This window comes from Methylobacterium sp. AC315 (assembly GCF_979253755.1).
Genome location: NZ_CEEDEA010000001.1, coordinates 283050 through 308889 on the forward strand (window position 1 = coordinate 283050; position 25840 = coordinate 308889).

Annotated in this window: 24 protein-coding genes; 12 read left to right on the forward strand and 12 right to left on the reverse strand. The window is 69.7% G+C overall.

Annotation, left to right across the window (positions count from 1 at the left end; all coding sequences use genetic code 11):
• Nucleotides 1–132: 132 nt before the first annotated feature.
• Both AC0IY0_RS01295 and AC0IY0_RS01300 read right to left on the reverse strand, forming a co-directional pair.
• Nucleotides 133–342 (reverse strand): hypothetical protein, encoded by a 210-nt coding sequence (locus AC0IY0_RS01295; protein WP_147907963.1) that lies wholly within the window; start codon nucleotides 340–342, stop codon nucleotides 133–135.
• 264 nt (nucleotides 343–606) lie between these two features.
• The gene (locus AC0IY0_RS01300) at nucleotides 607–831 is read right to left on the reverse strand and encodes a hypothetical protein (protein WP_147907962.1); all 225 of its coding nucleotides are present in this window, start codon (nucleotides 829–831) and stop codon (nucleotides 607–609) included.
• A 312-nt stretch (nucleotides 832–1143) separates the two neighbouring features.
• On the opposite strand from AC0IY0_RS01300, the gene AC0IY0_RS01305 reads away from it, so the two are divergent.
• Entirely contained in the window at nucleotides 1144–2142 is a 999-nt protein-coding gene (locus AC0IY0_RS01305; RefSeq protein ID WP_471762875.1) for a threo-3-hydroxy-L-aspartate ammonia-lyase, read from the forward strand.
• 122 nt (nucleotides 2143–2264) lie between these two features.
• Nucleotides 2265–2642 carry a HesB/IscA family protein gene (locus AC0IY0_RS01310; protein ID WP_147907960.1) on the forward strand — a complete coding sequence of 126 codons (378 nt, stop codon included), beginning with the start codon at nucleotides 2265–2267 and terminating at the stop codon, nucleotides 2640–2642.
• 110 nt (nucleotides 2643–2752) lie between these two features.
• Here AC0IY0_RS01310 and AC0IY0_RS01315 read toward each other — a convergent pair whose 3' ends face one another.
• The 3 genes from AC0IY0_RS01315 to AC0IY0_RS01325 all read right to left on the reverse strand — a co-directional run bounded on the left by AC0IY0_RS01315 (nucleotide 2753) and on the right by AC0IY0_RS01325 (nucleotide 6105).
• Nucleotides 2753–3814: a GGDEF domain-containing protein gene (locus AC0IY0_RS01315; RefSeq protein WP_471762876.1), complete on the reverse strand. Its 1062-nt coding sequence runs from the start codon at nucleotides 3812–3814 to the stop codon at nucleotides 2753–2755.
• Between the two features lie 93 nt (nucleotides 3815–3907).
• Complete coding sequence (locus AC0IY0_RS01320) at nucleotides 3908–5569, reverse strand: DEAD/DEAH box helicase (RefSeq protein WP_471762877.1); 1662 nt, start codon at nucleotides 5567–5569, stop codon at nucleotides 3908–3910.
• Between the two features lie 185 nt (nucleotides 5570–5754).
• A complete protein-coding gene (locus tag AC0IY0_RS01325; protein ID WP_147907957.1) occupies nucleotides 5755–6105 on the reverse strand; it encodes a hypothetical protein in 351 nt (116 codons plus the stop codon).
• A gap of 417 nt (nucleotides 6106–6522) precedes the next feature.
• Here AC0IY0_RS01325 and AC0IY0_RS01330 point away from each other — a divergent pair, with 417 nt between their 5' ends.
• Both AC0IY0_RS01330 and AC0IY0_RS01335 read left to right on the forward strand, forming a co-directional pair.
• A complete protein-coding gene (locus AC0IY0_RS01330; protein WP_471762878.1) occupies nucleotides 6523–7389 on the forward strand; it encodes an outer membrane protein in 867 nt (288 codons plus the stop codon).
• Nucleotides 7390–7572: 183 nt separating this feature from the next.
• Complete coding sequence (locus AC0IY0_RS01335; RefSeq protein ID WP_419830223.1) at nucleotides 7573–8079, forward strand: PRC-barrel domain-containing protein; 507 nt, start codon at nucleotides 7573–7575, stop codon at nucleotides 8077–8079.
• Between the two features lie 212 nt (nucleotides 8080–8291).
• Here the strand turns inward: AC0IY0_RS01335 and parE are convergent, their stop codons facing one another.
• Nucleotides 8292–10352: a DNA topoisomerase IV subunit B gene (parE, locus tag AC0IY0_RS01340; RefSeq protein ID WP_461231763.1), complete on the reverse strand. Its 2061-nt coding sequence runs from the start codon at nucleotides 10350–10352 to the stop codon at nucleotides 8292–8294.
• Nucleotides 10353–10520: 168 nt separating this feature from the next.
• Here parE and AC0IY0_RS01345 point away from each other — a divergent pair, with 168 nt between their 5' ends.
• Nucleotides 10521–10895 (forward strand): hypothetical protein, encoded by a 375-nt coding sequence (locus AC0IY0_RS01345; RefSeq protein WP_471762879.1) that lies wholly within the window; start codon nucleotides 10521–10523, stop codon nucleotides 10893–10895.
• Between the two features lie 46 nt (nucleotides 10896–10941).
• Here the strand turns inward: AC0IY0_RS01345 and topA are convergent, their stop codons facing one another.
• The 3 genes from topA to AC0IY0_RS01360 form a co-directional block, all read right to left on the reverse strand.
• Nucleotides 10942–13629, reverse strand: a complete 2688-nt coding sequence (gene topA / locus AC0IY0_RS01350; protein WP_147939463.1) for a type I DNA topoisomerase — start codon at nucleotides 13627–13629, stop codon at nucleotides 10942–10944.
• A gap of 371 nt (nucleotides 13630–14000) precedes the next feature.
• Nucleotides 14001–14981 carry a molybdopterin-dependent oxidoreductase gene (locus AC0IY0_RS01355; RefSeq protein WP_471762880.1) on the reverse strand — a complete coding sequence of 327 codons (981 nt, stop codon included), beginning with the start codon at nucleotides 14979–14981 and terminating at the stop codon, nucleotides 14001–14003.
• Nucleotides 14978–15841: a cytochrome b/b6 domain-containing protein gene (locus tag AC0IY0_RS01360; RefSeq protein ID WP_419831065.1), complete on the reverse strand. Its 864-nt coding sequence runs from the start codon at nucleotides 15839–15841 to the stop codon at nucleotides 14978–14980. Before AC0IY0_RS01360 ends, AC0IY0_RS01355 begins: the two co-directional genes overlap by 4 nt.
• A gap of 192 nt (nucleotides 15842–16033) precedes the next feature.
• On the opposite strand from AC0IY0_RS01360, the gene AC0IY0_RS01365 reads away from it, so the two are divergent.
• The 3 genes from AC0IY0_RS01365 (at nucleotide 16034) to coaA (ending at nucleotide 18546) form a co-directional block, all read left to right on the forward strand.
• Nucleotides 16034–16981, forward strand: a complete 948-nt coding sequence (locus AC0IY0_RS01365; protein WP_147907951.1) for an aspartate carbamoyltransferase catalytic subunit — start codon at nucleotides 16034–16036, stop codon at nucleotides 16979–16981.
• 255 nt (nucleotides 16982–17236) lie between these two features.
• Nucleotides 17237–17560: a phosphoribosyl-ATP diphosphatase gene (locus AC0IY0_RS01370; protein ID WP_147907950.1), complete on the forward strand. Its 324-nt coding sequence runs from the start codon at nucleotides 17237–17239 to the stop codon at nucleotides 17558–17560.
• Nucleotides 17557–18546 carry a type I pantothenate kinase gene (gene coaA / locus AC0IY0_RS01375; protein ID WP_419830219.1) on the forward strand — a complete coding sequence of 330 codons (990 nt, stop codon included), beginning with the start codon at nucleotides 17557–17559 and terminating at the stop codon, nucleotides 18544–18546. Before AC0IY0_RS01370 ends, coaA begins: the two co-directional genes overlap by 4 nt.
• Nucleotides 18547–18607: 61 nt before the next feature.
• On the opposite strand, the gene thpR is transcribed toward coaA, so the two are convergent.
• Together thpR and AC0IY0_RS01385 are read right to left on the reverse strand one after the other, a co-directional pair.
• A complete protein-coding gene (thpR, locus tag AC0IY0_RS01380; protein ID WP_147907948.1) occupies nucleotides 18608–19147 on the reverse strand; it encodes an RNA 2',3'-cyclic phosphodiesterase in 540 nt (179 codons plus the stop codon).
• Entirely contained in the window at nucleotides 19147–19746 is a 600-nt protein-coding gene (locus AC0IY0_RS01385; RefSeq protein WP_147939461.1) for an arylesterase, read from the reverse strand. Before AC0IY0_RS01385 ends, thpR begins: the two co-directional genes overlap by 1 nt.
• A 213-nt stretch (nucleotides 19747–19959) precedes the next feature.
• On the opposite strand from AC0IY0_RS01385, the gene AC0IY0_RS01390 reads away from it, so the two are divergent.
• The 4 genes from AC0IY0_RS01390 (at nucleotide 19960) to AC0IY0_RS01405 (ending at nucleotide 25386) form a co-directional block, all read left to right on the forward strand.
• The gene (locus AC0IY0_RS01390; RefSeq protein ID WP_419830218.1) at nucleotides 19960–20661 is read left to right on the forward strand and encodes an ABC transporter ATP-binding protein; all 702 of its coding nucleotides are present in this window, start codon (nucleotides 19960–19962) and stop codon (nucleotides 20659–20661) included.
• On the forward strand, nucleotides 20661–23240 hold the full coding sequence (locus AC0IY0_RS01395) for an ABC transporter permease (RefSeq protein WP_419830217.1): 2580 nt from the start codon (nucleotides 20661–20663) through the stop codon (nucleotides 23238–23240). Before AC0IY0_RS01390 ends, AC0IY0_RS01395 begins: the two co-directional genes overlap by 1 nt.
• Nucleotides 23241–23621: 381 nt before the next feature.
• A complete protein-coding gene (locus AC0IY0_RS01400) occupies nucleotides 23622–24392 on the forward strand; it encodes a Bax inhibitor-1/YccA family protein (RefSeq protein WP_147907945.1) in 771 nt (256 codons plus the stop codon).
• Between the two features lie 97 nt (nucleotides 24393–24489).
• Nucleotides 24490–25386 carry a dihydrodipicolinate synthase family protein gene (locus AC0IY0_RS01405; protein ID WP_471762882.1) on the forward strand — a complete coding sequence of 299 codons (897 nt, stop codon included), beginning with the start codon at nucleotides 24490–24492 and terminating at the stop codon, nucleotides 25384–25386.
• Between the two features lie 16 nt (nucleotides 25387–25402).
• Here AC0IY0_RS01405 and AC0IY0_RS01410 read toward each other — a convergent pair whose 3' ends face one another.
• A complete protein-coding gene (locus tag AC0IY0_RS01410) occupies nucleotides 25403–25777 on the reverse strand; it encodes a DUF2794 domain-containing protein (protein ID WP_147857607.1) in 375 nt (124 codons plus the stop codon).
• Nucleotides 25778–25840: the final 63 nt, after the last annotated feature.

Below are 25840 nucleotides of genomic sequence, written 5' to 3' on the forward strand. Positions count from 1 at the left end.
GGCGCGTCACGCCTGCGCACAACGGTTTTCGGCGGTCTCACACGTCCGACAGCCGAAACGCGCGTTGCTTGACGCAACAGCGCAGAAAGCAACGCGGGATAAGCGTGAGGATCGCTGCTCGTGGAGGCGCCGCTACGTCGGCGCCGCGGCGTTCGCGCGCGCCGTCATGGCAAGGCCGATGCCCTGGAACAGGGCGATTACGAACACGGTCGCCAGGCTTCCCCCGAGAGGAATCAGCGCCAGAGCCCACGGATCGAAACGACAGACCAACAGCAACGTGACAACGCTTCCGATCACGGACGCGATGATCATGCGAAAAATACAGCATTCCGAAGGCTGCATGATGTCTCCCGGTCGGCTACCCCCAACCTATAATTGTAATTTTAACCAAAGATTGCAATCGAAAATAGTACGCAGCACCGTGGCGGGATCTCTGTTCCGCTATTTCGCCGCCAAGGCGGATGCGCGGTCTACGGTCTCAACCCGTTCGCCGACCGCATGCAGGGACCGGCGGCCCGTCTCCCATGGCGTTTGGTTTACGAAAACGATCAAGGAGCCCGGGTCGGGGGCGGTGAAACGGCTTGCGCGATTACCTGTGTCAAACGCTCATCCGGTCCCGCGCTCCACCGGCTCCGCCTGATCTTGAGACGGCACATAGGCGCACCACTCGCAGATGCCGCGCTCGGCGCCGCGACTGGCGTTGCGCTGCGAACAGAGCGGGCAGACGAGCAGGATCAGCCGTCCGCCCGACCGGAGCGCCAGGCCCCGCCCGCGGAACGTGACCTCCGTCACCTCATCGCCAGCCCGCCGATCGCGCATCCTGTCGCTCATCGGGCCTCCGCGGTACCGCGCTGCGGGCCAGCGAGAAACGCGACTCGAACCTTCGATTCCAACGGCATGGCGACGCGACCCTCGAACGAATTCAGGGATACAAGCGGCGGGCCAACGAATGGCTCCGCTTGGCCTGTGAATCCCACGGATGCACGGGGCGCAAATCCTGCCTAAGAGTGGCCGCGACCGGGAGTGGTCCGCCGGCCTGATTCCGGTTTGGAGCGGGCGCGCGCAGGCGGTCGAGGGCAGGCGGCCGGAGCCGATCGCAGCGCGATCGAGCGCGGTTCTCAGGCAGGAGCTTTGTGGGATACGATGCCGGAGCAAGCACAGACGACGACCGCCGAGAGCGGCGTTCCGACCTTCGGGGACGTTGCCCGGGCCGCGGAGCGGATCGCCGGGATCGCCCACCGGACCCCCGTGCTGACCTCGCGCACCGTCGATGCGCGGACCGGCGCGAAACTGTTCTTCAAGGCCGAGAACCTGCAGCGGGGCGGGGCCTTCAAGTTCCGCGGCGCCTACAACGCGATCAGTGCCCTGCCGGAGGCGGTCCGCGCCCGCGGGGTGCTGTCGTTCTCCTCGGGTAACCACGCCCAGGCGATCGCCCTGGCGAGCCAGCTGCTGGGCATCCCGGCGACCATCGTGATGCCGGGCGACGCCCCCGCGGCCAAGATCGCGGCGACTCGGGGCTACGGCGCCGAGGTCGTGCTGTACGACCGCTATACCCAGGATCGGGAGGCGCTCGGCCGGGAACTCGCCGAGCCCCGGGGCATGACGGTGATCCCGCCGTTCAACCACCGCGACGTGATCGCCGGACAAGGGACGCTGGCGCAGGAACTGATCGCGGAGGCCGGCCCCCTCGACATGCTGGTGGCCTGCCTCGGCGGCGGCGGCCAGCTCGCGGGCTGCGCGCTCGCCGCCGCGGAATTGTCACCCGGCTGCCGGGTGATCGGCGTAGAGCCGGAGGCCGGCAACGACGGGCAGCAATCGTTCCGCGGGGGCGCGATCGTGACCATCCCGGTTCCTCGGACCATCGCGGACGGGGCGCAATCGACGGCGCTCGGCGACCTTACCTTCGCGATCATCCGCCGGGATGTCGCCGACATCCTGACCGTTTCGGACGCGCAGCTCGTCGAGACCATGCGGTTCTTCGCCGAGCGCATGAAGATCCTGGTCGAGCCGACCGGCTGCCTGGCGGCGGCAGCGGTCCTGCACGGGCTGGTCGACGTCAAGGACAAGCGCGTCGGCGTGGTGATCAGCGGCGGCAACGTCGATCTCGCCACCTTCGCGCGGCTCACGGGCGAAACAGCCTGACGCGCCGAATGCCGCGGCCCTGTGGCCCGGCCGTAGTGGACCGGGCGGGGACGGATGCTTATCTTGTGCCTGTCAGAATGCGCGCTCCCGGGCCTTGAACCCGGATGGGCGGGAGGGTGACGATGTTTGCAGGCTTCAAGGTTCTTTCGCTGACCGATCGTGCGGCCGAGCGGATCAAGGCGATCATGGCGGATGCCGACCGGCCGATCGCGGGCCTACGGGTCGGCGTTCGCAACGGCGGCTGCGCCGGCATGTCCTACACGATGGAATATGCCGAGGCGGCCAATCCCGGCGAGGACGTGGTCGAGGATCGCGGCGTCCGGGTGTTCGTCGATCCGAAGGCGGTGCTGTTCCTGCTCGGCACCGAGATGGACTTCACCACCACCAAGCTCGCCTCGCAGTTCGTCTTCAACAACCCGAATCAGACCTCGGCCTGCGGCTGCGGCGAGTCGGTGGCGATCACGCCGGTCTCGGAAGAGCGGATCCCGGCCCGGGTCTAGGGCGTCGTCCCGAAGGATGACGTCCGGCCTTCGGGAAATTCGTTGTGCGATCGACGACTTAGCGCATCATTCTGGCTGCGGTACCCAGGATGATGCCCGAACGCTTCGCGTCAGGCCACCTGCGGGAGCGACTCGGCCGCATCGTCCACGACGCGGTTCCGGCCGGCGCGCTTGGCCGCGAACATGCACAGGTCGGCGCGCTCCAGGAGTGAGGCCGGGCTGTCGCTGGCGTGCAGAACCGCGATGCCGAGCGAGATCGTGACCTTGCCGAGCGACTCGCCGGTGGAGCGCTTCACGAGTTCCCGGCCCATCACGCTGGTCCGGACCTTCTCGGCCACCTGTCGGGCCAGGACCCGGTCGGCGCCGGGCAGCACGATGCCGAACTCCTCGCCGCCGAACCGGGCGAGCAGCGCCTGCGGGCCGGCATTCTCCCGCATCACGATCGCCACGAGCCGAAGCACCTGATCGCCCGTGAGATGGCCGTACAGGTCGTTGAAGCGCTTGAAGAAGTCGATGTCGAGCACGACCAGGCTCATCGGCACGCCCCCGAAGCGGGACGCGTCCAGGGACGCCTTCAGCATCTCCTCGAAATGCTTGCGGTTCGCCAGCCCGGTCAGCGCATCGGTCAGGCTCTCGATCCGGCTCACCTCGAGCTTCTCGCGCAGGGTCTCGATCTCGGTGCGGGTCTCGCGCATCCGGGCCTCGAGGACGCGGTTGTTCACCGCGACCTCGCGGGTGGTGGAGACCAGGGTCGATACGATCTCGCCGAGGCGCGCCCGGGTCGGCATGCCCTCCTGGGCGAGGTCCTGGGCCAGGCCGCGCAGGGCTTCGCCATATTGCGTGGTGGAACCGAGCGACAGGTCGAGGATCTCGGTCACCGCTCCGATCTCATCGAGCACGCTGCGGCTGACGTCGCCGGCGGCGCTCGTGAGCTGGCACCCATCGAGATAGGTCTCGTGCAGGTCGTCGATGTCCGACTCGGTCAGGCAGCCGTTCTCGGTGGTCCGGCGCTTGACCGCGTCGCCCAGCAGCGGCAGCTCACCGGACACGTAGGCGTACCAGACCGCGTAGGCCCGGGGGGTGGCTGAGGGACCGTAATCGTGGATCAGATCGTGAGCCCGCTTCGCCAGCGCGAAGCTGCGGTCACGATCGGAATAGGTCTCCTGGCTCATCCGTAACCTGCGGTCCGAGGCCGCCGGTGGATCAATAAACCCGGCCCAAGACCAGTCTAGTGCCGGTTCGTAGCCGGAACGTTAAGCCGGACGTTACTTCTCTTTCTTTGCCAAAACTGGTCGAAGCAAGAAGGCTGGGACATGTGAACCAAGTCCGACCGGGGTATCCCCGTCGGGCTCGTTGCGGCGGCTGCGATCTTCGCGCACCCGCTCCTCGCGAACGGGTTCGGGGCGCGGAGCCGGACGGGTGTCTCCACGCGCGGCGGCCGACCCGCCGCGGAAGCGCTGGCGCCCACCGCCCTCGCGGCCATTCGGCTTGGCCTCGGCCCGAGGCTCCGACCTGCCATCGGTCGCGCGCGGCTCCGGTGCCCTGGCCTCCACCAGACCGGTCTCCGACGATCTGCTGTCGGGAGTCCTGCTGTCGGAAGTCTTACCCTCGGAAGATCTGCCCTCGGAAGATCTGCCCTCGGAGGCGCGCCGCTCGGAGCGTCCCCCCGATGACCGCCCTTCAGACGAGCGCCCCTCGGACGAGCGCCCCTCGGATTTGCCCGAGCGCGCGCCGCGGCGGCCCTCGCCCGAGCGGCCGCGATGCCGCGTGCCGGTATCGGCGGACGGATCGGCCACGGTGGACAGGTCACCGTCGAACCAAGGGATCGGCTGCCCGATCAGCGCCTCGATGGCGACCAGCGAGCGGTCGTCCCCGGGAGCGACCAGGGTGTAGGCGGCGCCGCTCCGGCCCGCCCGGCCGGTGCGGCCGATCCGGTGAACGTAATCCTCGGGGTGGTGCGGGATGTCGAAGTTGAAGACGTGGCTGACCGCCGGGATGTCGAGGCCGCGGGCCGCCACGTCGCTGGCGACCAGCAGGGCGGTCTCGCCGGCGCGGAACGCGTCCAGCGCGGTTGTACGCGCCCGCTGGTCCATGTCGCCGTGGAGCGCGGCGGCGTCGAAGCCGTGGCTGACCAGCGACTTCTGCAGCAGCGCGACGTCGCGCTTGCGGTTGCAGAAGATGATCGCGTTGTTCAACTCGGACTCGCCGCGGATCAGGGTGCGCAGGCGCTCGCGCTTGGCATGACCCTCGGAGCCGACCGCCACCAGCCGTTGCGTGATGGTCGAGGCCGTGGAGGCCGGCCGCGCCACCTCGATCCGCTGCGGGTTGTGCAGGAACATATCCGCCAGCCGCTCGATCTCCGGCGGCATGGTCGCCGAGAAGAACAGCGTCTGCCGGGTGAACGGCACCATCTTCACGATCCGCTCGATGTCGGGGATGAACCCCATGTCGAGCATGCGGTCGGCCTCGTCGATGACCAGCAGCTCGACTCCGGTGAGCAGCAGCTTGCCGCGCTCGAAATGGTCGAGGAGCCGGCCCGGCGTGGCGATCAGCACGTCGGTGCCGCGCGTCAGCTTGGCGTCCTGGTCCGCGAAGGACACGCCGCCGATGATCAGCGCGACGTTGAGCTTGTGGTTGGTGCCGTAGCGATCGAAATTCTCGACCACCTGCGCGGCGAGCTCGCGCGTCGGCTCCAGGATCAGCGTGCGGGGCATCCGGGCGCGGGCGCGGCCGTTCTCCAGCAGCGTCAGCATCGGCAGCGTGAACGCCGCGGTCTTGCCAGTGCCGGTCTGGGCGATGCCGAGGACGTCCCGGCGCGCGAGCACGTGAGGGATCGCCTGCGCCTGGATCGGCGTCGGCTCGGTGTAACCCGCCGTCTCGACGGCGTTGAGGACTTTTTCGCTCAGTCCCAGGTCGGAAAAAGGCATCTGCGTTCAGTAACCGTTGCGCGCCCGGCCGGCGCGGTGGACACCGTCGCGGCAACGGCTCGGGAGGGCTCACGTAAGGCGCACGAACGCACCCGTGGCCGCGGGGCGCATGGGCGAGTCAGTTAGGGGCTTGGCGCAGCTTGTCAATCTCGCAATGCGCGCATCGGGGTCCCGCACACAGCCGATCAGGGCTGGTGACGGTCCAGGGCGGGCAGGAGGCAGGGGTCGAGACGTGTCGCCCGAGCGGCGCCGGCCGGCGCGAGCGAGCCGGTCGTCTCAGGATCGGCCGGAAGCCCGTGTCCGGCCAGGGCGAGCTGCCCCGGCGCGGGGCCGGCCTGGCTCAAACGGGCGAGCTGGTGAGTCGCGGCCAGGGCGAGCAGACCCACGACGGCCGAGATGCGCAGCGCCCAGGCCAGGGATCCTGTGGGCCGGGCCGTTCGGCTCGGGCCCGGATGCGCCGGTACGGGCCTGTCCGACTCGGCGGCGGGTCGGCGAGTCCCGAAGGGCTTCTGACTCCGCTCGGCGGGCGGGAGCATGGTCTGTCCTTCTCGGTCCGGCGTGCGGCCGGCGACGGTCGATCCGGGACGGTTACCACCCCATGGTTAACCGCCGACTTACGCGGGACGGCACGAGCAAGCGCTCACCGTACCAGAATAAAACGGTGTCCCCGGCGCCCCCGCGGAAGAGCCCGACTTGCGCCGGGCCCGAATCGGACAGCTCCCGGCGTCTCCTGATAATGAAGCCCGACTAATCTTCAGACTTTGCTCAAACGCCGTTGCAGCTTCTGATACACAGTCCTTCGCCGAGGACAGGGATCTTCGCGCTTAACCTTCACCTTTCGTTGACGAGATCGGGCTAGTCTCGGCGGGCTTGTTGCAGGAAAGCGACAGACCCGCCGACCGAGAGCGCCTAGAAGGCAGCCGGCTCAAGCCAACCCCAGGACCCATGGCACCATGAAAAAAGTTCTTCTTGCATCGACCGTTCTCGCCGGCATGACTGTCGCCGCTTCCGCGGCCGACCTGCCGCGTCGCGCTGCGCCGCCGCCGGTGTTCACGCCGGTGCCGGTGTTCACCTGGACCGGAGCCTACTTCGGCGTGAATGCCGGCTACGGCTTCGATGCCAGCAGCCGCAACACCGCCAGCTACGGCCTGCCGGCCGGCTCGCTGGTCAATTCGCCCGCCACGAACGCCATCGTCAGCGTCGGCAACCGCAGCAACAACGACGGTTTCACCGGCGGCGCCCAGATCGGCTACAACTACCAGTTCACCCCGGGCTCCGGCATCGTGGTCGGCTTCGAGGCTGACGCCCAGTACGTCGACTTCGCCCGCCGCGCCAACGTCACCCAGAACTACGGCATCGCCGGCGCCCCGGGCTTTGCGTTCTCGAACCCGCGCGCCTTCGTCGCCACCAGCGGCAACGGCCTCGACTACTTCGGCACCGCCCGCGGCCGCCTGGGCTACGCCTTCGACCGGACCCTCGTGTACGCCACCGGCGGTTACGCCTACGGCTCGGGCCAGGACGACCAGAACTTCGCTGGCCGCAGCTTCCGCAGCAGCTTCCGCACCGGCTACGCCGTCGGCGGCGGCATCGAGTACGCCCTGCCCACCGACTCGTTCCTGAACTTCTTCAAGTCCTCGGCCGTGACCCTCAAGGTCGAAGGCCTGTACGTGAACCTGGACCGCCAGAAGAACACCGCCGGCGGCGTGTTCTACGGCAACCTGCTGGCCCCGAACGGCACCGCCTACCTCAACGGCGCCGCCGCCAACACCGAGTTTGCCGTCGTCCGCGCCGGCGTGAACTACAAGTTCGGCTCGTACTAAGATCGCACTTCGGCGCCGGCTTGGCCGGCGCCATCGTGACCCGGGGCCCGGCCGCAAGGTCGGGCCCTTCTGCGTTTTAGGACCACCGAGGCCCGGTGCGACAGGGGCGACAGGAACACCCGTCGCCGCCGGCGCCTTTCACGGTCGGCGCCCGGATGGCTCGGCCGCGCCGGAGCGATCCCGATGCGCAAGATCCGACTGATCACGTCCCGTCTGCTGCTGCCGCTGACTGTCCTGTCCCTGTCCGGACTCCCGGCTCCGGCTCAGGATGCCAGCGTGATCGGCACCAAGACTGTGCTGCCCGGGACCGGGCCGGGCACCTCCACCAGCGGGGAGGGCGGCGGCCGGCTGATGACGGCGGCCAGCGCCGAGGCCGCGGCCAGGCGCCAGGGCCTCAAGCCGGCGGCGTTCCTGGCCTCCAGGATGATCGGCGTGACGGTCCGCAACGCGGCCGGCGACAATGTCGGCACCATCGACGACCTGCTGATCGCCGATGGCGGTGCCCTGAAGGCGGTCGTGCTGGATGTCGGCGGCCCGCTGGGCCTCGGCAGCAAACGGATCGCCGTGGAGCCCGGCGCCCTCGTGCTGCGCCCGGGCGGGGAGCGGTTTTCGGCCGTTCTCAACATGAGCACCGACACCGTCGCGGCCGCCCAGCCCTTCGATCCGGCCAAGGCTATGGCGTCGGAGTAGCCTCGCCGGCAATCGCTTGACGCGGACGCGATCCAGGCGCTCCGACCCGAAAGCGGTCTGCAAGTCAGTCAGTGCGACCGTCGCGAAGCAACCCGGTATTGCGTTCCCCAGGTGTCGCGTTCCCCAGGTGTCGCGTTCCCCCGTGTCGCGCTTCCCCGAATCGCTTCGCTGCGGCCACGCTGAGGAAGCGTCGTTTTACGGCCGCCGTCGCCTCAGATATCCAGATCGACCCCGTCGGCGAAGGCGGCGCGCTCGCTGATGAAGGCGAAGCGGGCTTCGGGCTTGTTGCCCATCAGGCGCTCCACCGTATCGCCGGTGGATTCCCGGGCCTCCTCGAGGATCGCGACGCGCAGGAGCGTGCGCTTCTTCGGATCCATGGTGGTCTCCTTGAGCTGGGCCGGCATCATCTCGCCCAGGCCCTTGAAGCGCCCGATCTCGACCTTGCCGCTCTTGAACACCGTTTTGGTGATCCGCTCCCGGTCGGCGTCGTCCCGCGCATACACGACCTTCGAGCCCTGCTGCAGCCGGTAGAGCGGCGGGATCGCCAGGTAGAGGTGGCCGCGATCGATCAGCTTCGGCATCTGCCGGTAGAAGAACGTGATCAGCAGCGATGCGATGTGGGCGCCGTCCACGTCGGCGTCCGTCATGATGATCACCTTGTCGTAGCGCAGGTCCGCCTCACGGAAGGCCGCGCCGGTGCCGCAGCCGAGCGCCAGGGTGAGGTCCGAGATCAGCTGGTTGGCCCCGAGCTTGTCCCGGGAGGCCGAGGCGACGTTGAGGATCTTGCCGCGCAGTGGCAGGATCGCCTGGGTCGTCCGGTCCCGGGCCTGCTTGGCCGAGCCGCCGGCGGAATCGCCCTCGACGATGAAGATCTCGGAGTTGGCCGTTCCGGCGGCCGAGCAATCGGCCAGCTTGCCGGGCAGGCGCAGCTTGCGGGTCGCGCTCTTGCGGGCGACCTCCTTCTCCTGGCGCCGGCGCAACCGCTCCTCGGCCCGGTCGATCACCCAGTCCAGCAGCTTGTTGGCCTGGGCCGGGGAGGCCGCCAGCCAATGGTCGAAGGCGTCCCGCACCGCCGTCTCGACGATCCGCTGCGCCTCGACGGTGGCCAGCTTGTCCTTGGTCTGGCCCTGGAATTCCGGCTCGCGGATGAACACCGACATCATCGACGCGCAGGTCGCCATGACGTCGTCGGTGGTCACGGCCGTCATGCGCTTGGCCTGGTTCACGCGCTCGGCGTGCTCGCGCAGGCCCCGCAGCAGCGCGACCCGCAGGCCGGCCTCGTGGGTGCCGCCCTCCGGCGTCGGGATGGTGTTGCAGTAGGAATGCGAGAAGCCGTCCTCGGCGACCATCCAGGCCACCGCCCATTCGAGCGAGCCGTGGGAGCCGGGCTTGGTCACCTTGCCGGTGAACATCGCATCGGTGACCAGGTCCTTGCCCTCGATGTCCCGGGCCAGGTAGTCGCGCAGCCCGTCCGGGAACCGGTGCACCGCCTCGGCCGGTACGCCCTCCAGCCCTTCGAGCAGGGCGGGGGCGCAGCGCCAGCGGATTTCGACGCCGCCGAACAGGTAGGCCTTGGAGCGCGCCATCTTGAACAGGCGGCGCGGGTCGAACTTCAGGGAGCCGAAGATCTCGGCATCGGGGTGGAACCGCACCCGGGTGCCGCGCCGGTTCTGGACCCGTCCGACGAGTTCGAGGGCCCCCTGCGCGTGGCCGCGCGAAAAGGTCTGGCGGTAGAGGGTCTGGTTGCGGGCGACCTCGACTTCGAGGAGGTCGGACAGGGCGTTCACCACCGAGATGCCGACGCCGTGCAGGCCGCCGGAGGTCTCGTAGACCTTCGAGTCGAACTTACCGCCCGCATGCAGCGTCGTCATGATGACTTCGAGGGCCGACTTGCCGGGGAATTTCGGGTGCGGGTCCACCGGGATGCCGCGGCCGTTATCGGTGATCACCAGGGAGCCGGATTCCTCCAGCTCGACCTCGATGAAGCTGGCATGGCCGGCCACCGCCTCGTCCATGGAATTGTCGATCACCTCGGCGAAGAGGTGGTGCAGCGCCCGCTCGTCGGTGCCGCCGATATACATGCCGGGCCGGCGCCGGACCGGCTCCAGGCCCTCCAGCACCTCGATGTCGGAAGCCGTGTAGCCGGCCTCCGGCTCGGCCGCCGCGATGGCCGGGACCGAGGCCGATTCCACCAACCGCCGCCGCGGCTCCGCCGGACGCGGGGCAGGGGGCTTGCCGCCAGGCCCGAACAGGTCGCGCGCCGGATCGCTCACGCGCGGCCTCCGCGCGCACGGCGCGTCGGCCGGCTCGGCGTCGGGCAGACGGGCCTTTGGCGATCGGACCTGGGATCGTGCAGCATGCGCCTTCATCCCCGCATGATAGCGGAACAAAACAGAAACATCTAGAGGGTCCGGTGCGTCGCCGAACCGACCCATCATCGCATGCTGCGCCGCCGCGAGCGAGGGGCGCGGCCGGCGCGGCCGGCGCGGCGCGAAGGCGCCGTCATCGCCACGTTGCACAATCGTGGGTTAACGGTTTCTCCGCCGCCGCTCGGATCGGAACCGGGTGGCTCCGACCGCGTTCTGTCGGAAAAGAACTTGACCGTGGTCCGGGAGCCGCCGTCGATGAGCAACGCCGCTATCGAGGCCCGCCGCCTCACCCTGATCCGCTTTGAGCGAGCCGCCGGCACCGTATTCGGGTGCGAGGACGATGCGCCCTCGGTCGTTCCGCAGGCCCGCATCTTCGTGAACGGCCTGACCATCGCGTTGGCGACCGTCGCGACCGCGTTGGCGGCCACGATCACCTACCTGGCCTGAACGCGACGAACCGCGACGCTTTCTTCGCGGTTAGCGGGTCCGGCGCTCAGCCGGCCCCGGATTTCTTCGCCGTCGTCTTCTTGGCCGCTGGCTTCTTCGCGGCCGTCTTCTTCACCGCCGGCTTCTTCTCGCCCGCCGCCGCGCGCGCCGGCGCCTTCCGGGCCGAGCTGCGCTTGGCCGGCTTGCCGCCGCCCGACGCCCGCTTGGCGTTCACCAGCGCGATCCCCTCATCGAGGGTCAGCGCTTCGGAATTCATCGTCTTCGGCAGCGTCGCGTTGACTTCGCCATCGGTGACGTAGGGGCCGTACTTGCCGGCCTTGACCACGAGGTCCCGCCCACTCGTCTCGTCCTTGCCGAGCGGGCGGCCCGGATCGGCGGCAGCGCGGCCGCGGCCGCCGCCCTGCTCCTTGGCGACGATCAGGTCGATGGCGCGGTTGGCGCCGATCTCCAGCACGTCGTCGTCCTTGCCGAGGTTGGCGTACATCTTCCCGTGTTGAACGTAGGGACCGAACCGGCCGAGATTGGCCAGGATCGGTTCGCCGGTCTCGGGGTGGCGCGCCACCTCGCGGGGCAGCGCCAGCAGCGCCAGGGCCTTGTCGAGGCCGACCTCGGACGGCGAGAGCCCCTTGGGCAGCGACGAGCGCTTCGGCTTCGCGGCGTCCTTCTCGGTGGAGGCTTCGCCGAGCTGCACGAACGGCCCGAAACGCCCGTCCCGGATCGTCACCGGCATCCCGGTCACCGGATCGTCGCCCAGCACCCGGACGCCCGGCTGGCCACCCTCGCCCGAGGAGCCGTCGCCGTCGCCGTCGATCCCCGAGGCCGAAAGCTGACGGGTGTACTTGCACTCCGGATAGTTCGAGCAGCCGATGAAGGCGCCGAACTTGCCGAGCTTCAACGAGAGCTGGCCGGTGCCGCAGACCGTGCAGGTTCGCGGGTTCGCGCCGTCGCCCCTGTCGGGGAAGATGTGCGGACCGAGAAGGCCGTTGAGCGCCTCCAGCACGTCGGTGACGCGCAGCTCCTTGGTCTCCCCGATCGCCGCGGAGAAGTCCTTCCAGAAGTCGCGCAGCACCGCCCGCCAGTCGATCTCGGCGTTGGAGACCCGGTCGAGCTGGCCTTCGAGGTCGGCCGTGAAATCGTACTCGACATAGCGCCGGAAGAAGCTCTCCAGGAAGCCGGTGACGAGGCGTCCCTTGTCCTCCGGCTGCAGCCGCTTCTTCTCGATCTTGACGTATTCGCGATCCCGCAGGGTTTGGAGAACGGCGGCGTACGTGGACGGCCGGCCGATCCCGAGCTCCTCCATGCGCTTGACCAGGCTCGCCTCGGAATAGCGCGGCGGCGGCTCGGTGAAGTGCTGGGTCGAGGTGATACGCTCACGGGTGAGCGGGTCGCCGGCCTTCATCGGCGGCAGGCGCTTGCTCTCCTCGTCCTCCTCGTCGTCCTTGCCCTCCTGGTAGAGGGCCAGGAAGCCGTCGAACTTCACGACCTGGCCGGTGGCGCGCAGGTCGATCCGGCGCGGGCCGACGCTCGCCGCCACCTCCACGGTGGTGCGCTCCAGCTCGGCCGATTCCATCTGGCTCGCCATCGTGCGGGTCCAGATCAGGTCGTAGAGCTTGGCCTGCTCCGGCTCGAGGTGGCGGGCCACCATCTTGGGCAGGCGGCTCATGTCGGTCGGGCGCACGGCCTCGTGGGCCTCCTGCGCGTTCTTGGCCTTGACGCTGTACTTGCGCGGGACGTCCGGCACGTAGCGGTCGCCGAACTCGGTGCCGATGACCTTGCGGGTGTCCTGGATCGCCTCCGGCGCCATGTCGACGCCGTCGGTCCGCATGTAGGTGATGATGCCGACCGTCTCGCCGCCGACGTCCACGCCCTCGTAGAGGCGCTGCGCGACCCGCATGGTCTGCGCCGGCGCCATCCCGAGCTTTCGCGATGCTTCCTGCTGCAACGTCGAGGTGGTGAAGGGCGGCTGCGGGTGGCGCTTGGCGGGCTTCGCCTCGACGCTCGCCACCTGGAAGCTCGCGAGCTCGAGGTCGCGCTTGAACGCGGCGGCGTCGGCGCCGGTGCCGACATCGAGGCGCTGGATCCGCTTGCCGTCGGCTCCGACCAGGCGGGCCTCGAAGGTCGCGCCGTCCTTGGTGGTGAGGGTCGCGACGATCGACCAATACTCGCGCGGCTTGAAGCTCTCGATCTCCATCTCGCGCTCGACCACGAGCCGCAGCGCCACCGATTGCACGCGGCCGGCCGAGCGGGCGCCGGGGAGCTTGCGCCACAGCACCGGCGAGAGGTTGAAGCCGACGAGATAGTCGAGCGCCCGGCGCGCCAGGTAGGCGTCCACCAGCGCCTGGTCGATCTCGCGCGGCTTGCGCATCGCCGCCTCGACCGAGGCCTTGGTGATGGCGTTGAAGGTGACCCGCTCGACCGGGATGCCCTTGAGCGCCTTTCGGGCGTTCAGCGCCTCCAGGACGTGCCAGGAGATCGCCTCGCCCTCGCGATCCGGGTCGGTCGCCAGGATCAGCTTGTCCGCGCCCTTGCAGGCCTTGGCGATCTCGCTGACGCGGCTGGCGCCGCGGTCCGCGAGTTCCCAGACCATGTGAAAATCCTGCTCGGGATCGACCGAGCCGTCCTTGGCCGGCAGGTCGCGGATGTGCCCGAAGGAGGCGATCACCTCATAGTCGCGGCCAAGATACTTATTGATCGTCTTGGCTTTGGCCGGCGACTCGACGACGACGACTTTCATTCAGACCTCTGCCCCTCGACGGGGCCTGGGCGCGACGGACGAATTCTGTTCGAAATTCGCGTGGGACAAGTGCCCGCCGTCGGGCCGGGGCCGCGCGCCGGGGACAAGTGGGTTACGGGGCACGGGTTGTCAAATGGCAACGGTCGCCGAACGGCTCGCCGGGGCTGTCATGCGCGGGGCGCGCATCCGACAGGATTGCGGATCGCCGGCAATCACCGTCGACCTGGCCGGCTTGCCTCATGCCGTCGTGGGACGCCCAGCCAAGCGACCTGCCCAGCTAAGCGACCTGCCCAGCGCTACACGCGGGGATCGCGCGCCAGACCGGGTTGCCCCGCCGCGCGCGCACTGACGGCGGGGCGGGCTCGACCTGTTCAGATCCCCGCGTACCACTCGTAGCCGCGATCCTCCCAGTAGCCGCCGCTGCCCTGGCCGAAGCCCGCCAGCGAGTCCACCAGCTCGACCCGCATCACGTACTTGGCCTGCTTGTAGCCGAGCTGGCGCTCGACGCGCAGGCGCAGGGGGGCGCCGTTCGAGACCGGCAGCGGCTTGCCGTTGAGGTCGTAGGCGAGGATCGTCTGCGGGTTGACGGCGTCGAACAGGTCGATGCTCTCGTAGTAGCGGATCGGGGTCCGCTTATCCTCGGGCGCCTCCGGCTCCGGCGCGCCCTGGCCCCAATCGTCCGTGCCTTTGTCGTCCGTGCCTTTGTCGTCCGTGCCTTTGTCGGCCTTGGGCGGGGCACCGCCCCAATCCTCGGCGGCGGCAAATTGGATCATGCCGTCGCGGACCGAGCCCGGATGCTCGGGGCGCCACAGGGAGGCGCCGTCGCCGCCCTCGAGGCCGCCGCCGGCATATTCCAGCGTGTCGGCGCAATGGAACACGGCGTAGCGCGCCTGCGGCTTCAGGCCGGCCCGGGTGAGCAGCTCGGCCAGCGGCACGCCCGACCATTGGCCGATGCAGCTCCAGCCCTCGACGCAATCGTGGCGGGTGATCTGGGTGCGCGCCGGCAACCCGCGCAGGTCCGCAAGGCTGAGCGACAGCGGCGTCTGCACCAGCCCGTCGACCGTCAGCTTGAAGTCGGCGAATTTCTTGGCCGCCAGGGCGCGAAAATCCCTGTCCGGCGGGTCGATGGTGCCGTTCGGCTTGAACCACGGCGAAATCATCGCGGCCGGATATTCCCGGGCCAGGGTGGCGGGGGACATCAGCAGCCGCTGAACGAACAGGTTGGCATCCTCGCCGACCTTGAGGGTGCGGCGCCCGGTCTCGGTCCCGGCGAAGCGGTCGCAGCCGCCGAGCAGGGCGGTCCCCGCCAATCCGGCGCCGGCGGTGAGCAGCTTGCGGCGGTGCAGGATCATCGCACGGTCTCCTTCTCGGGACGGCCGAGGCTGAACCAGCCGGTGAGCATGCCGCGCATGTTGTTGACGAGGCCGGAGACCAGAACGAGGAGCACGTGGACGACGACGAACAGCACCAGCAGCCCGGCGGCGATGAAGTGGATGCTGCGCGCCGATTGCCGGCCGCCGAACAGCTCCGGCAGCCAGGGCCAGGCGGCGTCGACGCCGGGCGACATGGCGAGCCCCGCCAGCACCATGGCGGGCAGGAGGCCCAGCACCACGACGAGGTAGGTCAGCTTCTGGATCACGTTGTAGCGCTTGGCCTCCTCACCTTCGGGGAAGCGTAAGAGCAGGTGCTCCTTCACGGAGCCGGCGAAGTCGCGGATCTGGTCGCCGTCCGGGATCAGGCGGCGGCGGAGCTGGCCGCTGAACAGCCCGTAGAGCAGATAGACCGCGCCGTTGATCACCAGGAGCCACGCGAACAGGAAATGCCAGCGCCGCCCGGTGGCGAGGTCCTGATCGGCCGGAAGGGTCGCCCAGGCCGGGAAGGCCCGGTCCACCGCGGTGCCGCCCTCCCGGGACAGGCCGAGCACCCCGGTCGTGTCGAAGCTGTGCGATCCGACCGTCACCACACCGCGATTCGTGCCGTCGCGTCCCTGCTCGCTGGTGATCGCCAGGGCCGGATCGTCGAAGGTCGAGACCGCCCCCCAGTACAGCGCCGGGTGGGCGTTGAAGATCTGCAGGCCGCTCATCAGCAGCACCAGCAGCACCCCCGCGTTGACCCAATGCGCCACCCGGATCACCGCGGGGTGCCGGTAGAACCAGCGCCGCCCGGAGGCGTCGACGGTCTCCGGGGCTTCGAGCGCCGGGGCGGCGTCCAGAGTATCGGTTCTCAAGCGTGCGTCTCGCGAGGCGATGGCGGCGCGAATGCCGCGCGATCCGGCTGATACGTGGCGCGGGCGCCGAAGTTACCAACCGGTGAAAAAAGGCCGCCGGCACAGGCCATGAAAAGGGCCGCAGGCGCTCGTCCGCCTTGCCGGAACGACCGGCCGGACCTACACCCCGGTCTCATCATGACGAGCCCCGCGCCCCCGGCCTTCCCGCACCGGCATCTCCTCGGCATCGAGGGCCTGACCCGCCCCGACATCGAGGGGCTGCTCGACGCCGCCGACGCCGCCGTCGACATCTCGCGGCAGGTGGAGAAGAAGCGCACGACCCTGCGGGGCCGCACGCAGATCAACCTGTTCTTCGAGCCCTCCACCCGGACTCAGTCGTCGTTCGAACTCGCCGGCAAGCGACTCGGCGCCGACGTGATGAACATGTCGGTGGCCTCGTCCTCGGTGAAGAAGGGCGAGACCCTGATCGACACCGCGGCGACGCTGAACGCCATGCGGCCGGACATCATCGTGGTGCGCCACGAATCGGCCGGTGCGGTGCATCTGCTCGCCCGCAAGGTCGATTGCGCGGTAGTGAATGCCGGCGACGGGGCGCACGAGCATCCGACCCAGGCGCTGCTCGACGCGCTGACGATCCGCCGCAACAAGGGCCGGATCGAAGGGCTTCAGGTCGCGATCTGCGGCGACGTCCTGCACTCGCGGGTGGCGCGCTCGAACATCATCCTGCTGCAGGCGATGGGCGCCCGGGTTCGCCTGATCGCCCCCTCGACGCTGCTGCCCGCGGGAATCGAGCGGTTCGGCGTCGAGACCTTCACGGACATGCGCAAGGGCCTGGACGGCTGCGACATCGTGATGATGCTGCGCCTCCAGCGCGAGCGCATGAACGGCTCGTTCGTGCCCTCCGTGAAGGAGTATTTTCGGTACTTCGGCCTGGACGGCGAGAAGCTGGCGCTCGCCAAACCGGACGCCCTGGTGATGCATCCGGGTCCGATGAACCGCGGGGTCGAGATCTCCTCGGAGATCGCAGACGGCGCGCAGTCCTTGATCCGCGAGCAGGTCGAGATGGGGGTGGCGGTGCGCATGGCCGTGCTGGAATCGCTGGCCCGGCACCTGCCGAACGGCTGAGCACCGTCCCGGATCGATTTCGACCCCGCATAAGCCCGACAAAGCCGGGGCGCTTTCACCCGCGCGGCTTGATCGCCGGGCGGCTGCAGCGCAGTTTCCTGCCGAATACGGCGTCGGCCGGACCTTCAAGCATCATCCCGAGCGGCGGTTGCCGGCTTTCGGGGAACGATGATGCACCATCAAACGCTGGCGCATCGTACCGGATCGGATATCCAGGACGTTGCTCTACAGACGACCTCACATGCAGATCGCGTCATGACCGCCTACACGCTCGACGACCTCGCCAAGCTCGTCGCGAGCCGCGCCGGGACCGACCCGGAGACCTCCTACACGGCCAAGCTCCTGTCGGAAGGCCCAGCGAAGGCGGCGAAGAAGCTCGGCGAGGAGGCCGTGGAGGCGGCCATCGCGGCCGTGCAGGGCGACAAGACCGGCCTCCGGAACGAGGCCGCGGACGTTCTCTACCACCTGGTTGTTCTGCTTCGCGCCGGCGGCGTCGAGCTCGACGCCGTGATGGCGGAGCTGGAACGCCGCACCGCCCAGAGCGGGATCGCCGAGAAGGCCGCGAGGCAGCCCGCGTGAACGCGGCCGCGCTGCCGGGCTCCGTCGAGGCGATCCTCGACGGATCGGATCGGCTCTCGCCGTATCGCCGGTTCAACCGCGAGGAATGGGCGCAGCTGCGCGCCGACACGCCGCTGACCCTCAAGGCCGAGGACATCGAGCGGCTGCAGTCGATCAACGACCCGATCTCGGTCGAGGAGGTGGTGGCGATCTACCTGCCGCTGTCGCGGCTGCTCTCGCTCTACGTCGCGGCGACGCAGGGGCTGTTCAAGGCGACGCAGCGCTTCCTGCTGGCCGAGCGCGAGACCAAGGCCCCCTACATCATCGGCCTGGCCGGATCGGTGGCGGTGGGCAAGTCGACCACCGCCCGCATCCTGGCCGCGCTGCTGGCCCGCTGGCCCAACACCCCGAAGGTCGACCTCGTCACCACCGACGGCTTCCTGCTCCCCAACGCCGCGCTCACCGCCAACGGCATCATGGAGCGCAAGGGGTTCCCAGAGAGCTACGACACCGCCTCGCTGCTGCGCTTCCTCCACGACGTGAAGGCCGGGCACAAGCGCGTGACCGCACCGCTCTACTCCCACTTGGTCTACGACCGGGTACCGGGGGAGGAGCGGGTGGTCGAGAGCCCCGACATCCTGATCGTCGAGGGCCTGAACGTGCTCCAGCCCGCCCGCCTGCCGCGGGACGGCACCGCGATCCCGTTCGTCTCCGACTTCTTCGACTTCTCGATCTATCTCGACGGCCACGAGGACGACCTGCACCGCTGGTACGTCACCCGGTTCATGAAGCTGCGCCAGACCGCGTTCCGGGACCCGCGCTCGTACTTCCGGAAATACGCCGAGGTGCCGGAGACCGAGGCGCTGGACATCGCCGACCGGCTCTGGACCACGATCAACCTGCCGAACCTGCGCGAGAACATCTTACCGACCCGACAGCGGGCCAGCCTGATCCTGACCAAGGGCGCGAGCCACCGGATCGAGAGCGTGGCGCTGCGGCGGCTGTAGGTCCAGTCCGGGGATCCAACCCAACGCCCTCATCCTGAGGTGGTGGGTTGGACTGCGGGCGTTAGACGAACGGAAACTCAGCCTCCGCGAGGTACGGCCCGCCCCCGGTCGATTCCTTGGCCGAGAACATGGTCACCCGGTCGGCGGTGAAGGCCAGGGGCGCGAAGGCCGGAGCCTGGGAGAGATACATCGCCACCGCCTCCGGGCTGGCGTCGCGCTTGAGGCGGGCCAGGGTGACGTGGGGTGTGAACTTCCTGCGTTCGGGCGCGATGCCGGTGCGCCGCACCAGCCGCTCCTGCTCGGCCTGGAGGTCGATCAGCTCCGGGCTCGGTGCCACCGACGCATAGAGGGCCCGCGGCCTGTCGCCTCCGAAGATTCCGAGCCCGTCGAGGGTCACCGTGAGGGCGGGGCGCACCCGCATCTCGGCCATCGCCTCCAGCACGTCCTCGGCCGCGGGCACCTCGACATCGCCGAGGAACCGCAGGGTGACGTGGTAGTCGCCGGGCTCGATCCAGCGCGCGCCGGGCAGGCCGCCCCGGTAGATCCGCAGCGCCTCGGCAATCTCCGTCGGGATCGCGAGCCCTGTGAACAGGCGCGGCATTACCGCGATGCCCCCTGCCGGAGGCCGCCCAAGAAAGTCTCGACCGTGGGGAGGATCTGGGCCGCAATGGTCTCGACGCCCTGCCGGTTCGGGTGCAGCCCGTCGTCGAGGTGCTGGGCCCGGTCGCCGATGATCCCGTCGAGGAAGAACGGGTAGAGGGTCAGCCCGTAGCGCTTGGCCAGGGTCGGGTAGATCGCGTCGAACCGCGCCTTGTAGTCCGGCCCGAGATTGGGGGCGGCCTGCATGCCGGCGAGCAGCACCGGGATCCCCCTGGCCTGCAACCGCTCGATGATCGCCGCGAGCGCCCCCTCGGTGACCTTCGGGTCGGTGCCGCGCAGCATGTCGTTGGCGCCGAGTTCCAGGATCACCCCGGCGGTCCCGTCCGGCACCGACCAGTCGACCCGGTCGAGGCCGCCCGTGGCGGTGTCGCCGGAGACGCCGGCATTGGCGACGGTCACGTCCGCGCCCTTGGCCTTGAGCAGGCGCTCCAGCACGGTCGGGAAGGCTGCGTCGGATGGCAGGCGGTAGCCGGCGGTGAGGCTGTCCCCGAGGGCGACGAGCTTGACCGGGCCGGTGGTGGCGGCGTGAGTCGCTGTCATGAAAGGGAATACCAGACCCGCTAGCGCTGCGACAAACAGGGCGGCCCGCCGAACGCGGCCGGCGCCGTCATGGCGTAGCCCCAATGCGCCCCCCATATCGCGGTGCATCAACGGGCGGTGCCGCCAAGTTCGTCGCCACGTCAGCGGCCAAGTCAGCAGCCAAGTCAGGACCTCGCGCGCCATGCTCGTCATCGCCCACAGATCGGCCGCCCGGTGAGCAACGGCAAGGTGCTGCGCGAGCCGGCGATCGCGTTGTCCGACATCGATCTCAGCTTGGGACGCGGTGCCGCCCGGGTCCACGTCCTGCGCGGAATCTCGCTCACCGTCGATCGCGGCGAAGCAGTCGGGCTGGTCGGCCCCTCGGGCTCGGGCAAGTCGACGCTGCTGATGGTCATGGCCGGGCTGGAGCGACCCGATTCCGGCGGCGTGGTGATCGAGGACACCGACCTCGCCCGCCTCGACGAGGACGCGCTCGCCCGGTTCCGGGGCCGGCGGATCGGAATCGTGTTCCAGGCCTTCCACCTCGTTCCGACCATGACCGCGCTGGAGAACGTCGCGCTGCCGCTCGAGCTCGCCGACCGGCCCGGCGCCCTGGAGCGGGCCCGCGCCGAGCTGGAGGCGGTCGGCCTCGGGCACCGGCTGCACCATTATCCGGCCCAGCTCTCCGGGGGCGAGCAGCAGCGCGTCGCCATCGCCCGGGCAGTCGCCCCCGATCCGGCGATCCTGGTGGCCGACGAGCCCACCGGCAACCTCGACGAGGCCACCGGCCGGCAGATCGTGGACCTGCTGTTCCGGCTGAAGCGCGACCGGGGCGCCACCCTGGTGCTGGTCACCCACGACAACGGCCTCGCCCGCCTGTGCGACCGCACCGTGCGCCTGCGCTCCGGCCGGGTCGAGGAGGCGGTGAGCGCCTGATGCACGGCACGATCTCGCATCCCGAGCCCGCGCCTCGGCGCATCCCGCTCACCCTGCGTCTGGCCGTGCGCGAATTGCGCGCGGGCCTGTCCGGCTTCGGGGTGTTCCTCGCCTGCATCGCGCTCGGCGTCGCGGCGATCGCCGGCGTGGCGTCGATCTCGCGCTCGCTCTCCGACGGTCTCGGCCGGGAGGGGCGGCGGATCCTCGGGGGCGACCTCGCCTACAACCTGATCAACCGCGAGGCGACCGACGCGGAGCGGCAGGCCCTGTCGCGCGAGGGCACGGTCGACGCCGTGGCGTCCCTGCGTGCCATGGCGGTGGCGGCCGGTGGCGAAGCCGCGCTGGTGGAGCTGAAGGCCGTCGATCCCGCGACCTACCCGGCGGCCGGCGAACTCGTCACAGATCCGCCGGGCCGGCTCGCCGACCTGCTGGCGGAACGCGACGGGACGCCCGGCGCCCTCGCGGACCCGGCCCTGCTCACCCGCCTCGACGTCAAGGTCGGCGACCGGATCGCGCTCGCCGGGCACCCGGTCGTGATCCGCGGCACGCTTACCTCCGAGCCCGACAAGATCGCCGGCGGCATCGGCTTCGGCCCGCGGCTGATGATCTCGGAGCCGACGCTGCGCGCCACCGGCCTCGTCCAGCCGGGCAGCCTCAACCGCTGGAGCTACCGGATCGTCCTGCCGAAAGACGCCGCCCGGGACCCGGACCTCGACGCCGCGCAGGTGCGGATCCGAACCGCGACTCCGGAGGCCGGCTGGGAGATCCGGTCTCGCGGCAACGCCGACCCGCGCTTCGCCAAGAGCATCGAGCGCTTCACCCAGTTCCTGACCCTGGTGGGACTGACGGCGCTGATCGTCGGGGGCGTGGGCGTCGGCAACGCGGTCCACGCCTTCGTGGAGCGCAAGCGGCCCTCGATCGCGACGCTCAAGAGCGTCGGCGCCCCGGGCTCGCAGGTGGTCGCCCTCTACCTGACCCAGGTGATGCTGATCGCGGGCATCGGCACGGCGATCGGCCTCGCGGTCGGTGCGAGCCTGCCGTTCGTCCTGGATGCGCTGTTCTCCGCCGACCTGCCGCTGCCCCTGAACCCGACGCTGGCGCCCGGGGAATTGCTGCTCGCCGCCGCCTACGGGCTGCTGACCGCCTTCGCGTTCGCGATCACGCCGCTCGGCCGTGCCCACGACGTGCCGGTCTCGGGCTTGTTCCGCGACACGGTCGATCCTGCCCGGGTCAGCCCGCGCTGGCGCTACCGGATCTGGCTGGCCCTCAGCCTCGCCGCCCTGGTCGGCCTGGCGGTCGGCACGGCGTTCGACCGGCGCGTGGCCCTGATCTTCATCGCGGCCGCCGCTATCGCGTTCGCGCTGCTGCACGGGGTGGCGCTCGGCCTGATGGCGCTCGCCCGCCGCCTGCCGCATCCGCGCTGGCCGGCGCCCCGGATGGCGCTGGCGAACCTCCACCGGCCGGGCGCGCTGACCCCCGCCATCGTGCTGTCCCTCGGGCTCGGCGTGACCCTGCTGGTCACCCTCAGCCTGATCGACGCCAACGTCCGCCGGACGATCAGCGCGACCCTGCCGGCGCGTGCGCCGAACCTGTTCTTCCTCGATATCCCGTCCCGCGACGCCGCCGAATTCCGCGCGTTCCTGGCGCGCTCGGCCCCCAACGGCAAGATCGAGGACGTGCCGATGATGCGCGGCCGGATCGTCGCCCTTAACGGCGTGCCGGCCAACAAGATCCGCCCCCCGGAGGACGCCGCCTGGGTCCTCGACGGCGACCGGGGCATCACCTACGGCGACACGGTGCCGGAAGGCTCGACCCTCACCGAGGGGGCGTGGTGGAGCGCCGAGCAGGGGGCCAAGCCGCTGGTCTCGTTCGAGGCGGACCTCGCGCGCCAGCTCGGGCTGAAGGTCGGCGACACCGTCACCGTCAACGTGCTCGGGCGCGACCTGACCGCGACGATCTTCAACCTGCGCCGGGTGGAGTGGCGCAACCTCGGCATCAACTTCGTCATGGTGTTCTCGCCCGGCACCTTCCGGGGCGCCCCCCACTCGGATCTCGCGACCCTGTCGCTGCCCGGCGGTACCGATGCCGGCGCCGAGAACCGCATCCTGCGCGACGTCGCCAAGACGTTCCCGTCGGTGAGCGCCGTGCGTGTGAAGGACGCGCTCGACGCGATCGGCGACCTCGTCGGCCGCCTGGTCCTGGCGATCCGCGGGGCGAGCGCGGTGGCGGTGCTGGCGAGCCTGTTCGTGCTGGCCGGGGCCATTGCGGCCGGCCACCGGGCCCGCCTCTACGACGCCGTGGTGCTGAAGGTCCTGGGCGCCAGCCGGACACGGCTACTCAGCGCCTACGCCATCGAGTACGCCGCCCTGGGGCTCGCCACGGCCGTATTCGGCCTCGCCGCCGGCAGCCTCGCCGGCTGGGTGATCGTCGCGAAGGTCATGCACCTCGACTTCCGCCTCGACCTGTCCGGCGCGCTTGTGGCGGCGACCGCCGCGGTGGCGCTGGCGATCCTGCTCGGGCTGGCCGGCACGTGGCGCATCCTCGGCCAGAAGCCGGCGCCGTATCTCCGGCAGATCTAGAGCCTTGATTAGTCGCACTCGCTGACGCCGGACCGGTACCCATTTCGGCGGTGCGCGCTCTGACCGCTGGTCTTCGCGGCCCCGCTTCCGGTCTCCGCGCATGGTTAAGACTTGGGCGGAGAGACATCGACCCGATGCGATCCGGGCAACCGCCAGTCGAACCCGGGGCCGTGAGCGCGGGAATCCGTTTTAATCCCTGACTTCATGGACAAAAATACATCCTCCGACACCGGAAAAGCGCCCCCGCAACCGTAGCTGGGGACTTGTGCGGGCGGCGGCCGCGCAACATATTCCTGTGCGAGGTGCCAGCCTGGCGCCAGAGGTCCTGCGTGGGCCTCGCCCGAAACACCACGCTGAGAGAGCCTCCGCAAGGAAACTCCCATGGCATTCGAGAACTCTCCCTTCCGGTACGGCGCCCAGCAGCCGTCCGGGTACGCAGGCACCCAGGTCGATGTCGATCAGGGCCTGCGCACCTTCATGCTCGGCGTCTACAACAACATGGTCGTCGGGCTGGGCATCTCCGGCCTCGTCGCCCTCGGTCTGAACATGGCCGCGGTTGCGTCCTACCAGGGTACGCGCCCGATCCTGACCTCCTTCGGTCAGACCCTCTACACGAGCCCGCTCAAGTGGGTTCTGATGCTGGCCCCGCTCGCGTTCATCTTCGTCTTCTCGATGCGGATGGACCGGATGTCGGCCTCGTCGGCCCGGACGATGTTCTGGGCCTTCGCGGCGGTGATGGGCGCCTCGATGTCCTCGCTCCTCCTGGTCTTCACCGGGGCGAGCGTGGTGCGGGTGTTCTTCATCACGGCGGCGGCGTTCGGTTCGCTGAGCCTCTACGGCTACACGACCAAGCGCAGCCTGTCGGGCATGGGCTCGTTCCTGATGATGGGCCTGATCGGCATCATCCTGGCTTCGCTGGTGAACATCTTCTTCGCCTCGTCGGCGCTGCAGTTCGCCATCTCGGTGCTCGGCGTGCTGATCTTCGCGGGCCTGACCGCCTACGACACCCAGAAGCTCAAGGAGATGTATCTCTCCAGCAGCTTCGACGGTGAGATGGCGGCCAAGATGTCGGTGAACGGCGCCCTGACCCTCTATCTCGACTTCATCAACATGTTCCAGTTCCTGCTCAGCCTGGTCGGCGACCGCCGCTAAGTCCTGCAAGAACCCGGATCCAGAAGCCCCGGCGCGAAACCGCCGGGGCTTCTTTTTTGGCCTGCGCGGATCGGGTGAGGGCAGCTATCATGCCGGCATGCCCCAACCGATCTCCGGCCTCTCCGCCTTCCCGATCACCCCGAGCGACGCGGACGGCCGCGTCGATGCAGCCGCCTTGTGCCGGCTGCTGGAACGCCTCGTCGATGCACGGGTCGATTCGATCGGCCTGCTAGGCAGCACCGGAACCTACGCCTACCTGTCCCCGGACGAGCGGCGCCGCGTCGTCGAGATCGCCGCCGAGGCGGTGGCCGGCCGCGTGCCGCTTCTGGTGGGGATCGGGGCGCTGCGCACCGACGACGCGATCCGGCACGCTCGGGCGGCCCGGGCCGCGGGGGCCGACGTGGGCCTGCTTGCCCCCGTCTCGTACACGCCGCTCACCGACGACGAGGTGTATCGGCATTTCGCGGCCGTGGCGGGGGAGGGCGGCCTGCCGCTCGTGATCTACGACAACCCGGCGACCACGCATTTCCAGTTCTCGCCCGCGCTGATCGGCCGGATCGCGCGCCTGCCGGGCGTCGTGGCGGCCAAATGCCCCGCGCCGGAGCCGGCGGCGGCCGAAGCGGGAGTTGCCGGTCTGACGGAAGCGGTCCCGGCGGAGTTTCCGGTCGGGTTCAGCGGAGACTGGAACGTGACCGAGGCGCTGCTCGCGGGCGGTACGGCCTGGTTCAGCGTGGCCGGCGGCCTGTTTCCGAAAACCTGCCTGGCGATCGTGCGCGCCACCGAGGCCGGCGACGCCGCGCAGGCCCGGGCGCTGAACGAAGCGCTCGCGCCGCTCTGGACGCTGTTCAAGGCGCATTCGAGCCTGCGGGTGGTCTACGCCCTCGCCGACCATCTCGGCCTCTGCCGCGCCGAACCACCGCGGCCGATCCTGCTGCTGCCGCCGGAGGTTCAGGCGGACATCGTCAGCACCGTCGAGCGGTTGAACCTCGCCTGAGGCGATCCTGGAACACTCACACCGCCCGGGGAGGGGGCTCCAGCACGGCGAGCACCCGGGCCAGCTCGGTCCCGCGCTTCATCACCAGTCCGCTGGCGGCGATCACCGCGTAGGCGCCCTGGCGGCGGGCGAGCTTCGGGTCCTTCTCGATCCGGTAGAGCGGCATCTCGGAGGCGCGGCGGTAGATCGAGAACACCGCCTTGTCCCGGCGGAAATCCATGGCGTAGTCGCGCCACTCGCCCGCCGCGACCTGCCGGCCGTAGAGGTTGAAGATCGTGCGCAGCTCGTCCCGGTTGAAGGCGATCTGCGGGGGTTCCGCACGGGCGGGGAACGGAATGACATGGCCCGCCGCTTCCTCGGGCCTCGACTCCGCGCTCGTCCGCTCCGTCATCGTCACTCCGTGGTGCCCATGCTGTGCCGAATGATGGCCCCCGCGCCCGCGACCCGCAAGGGT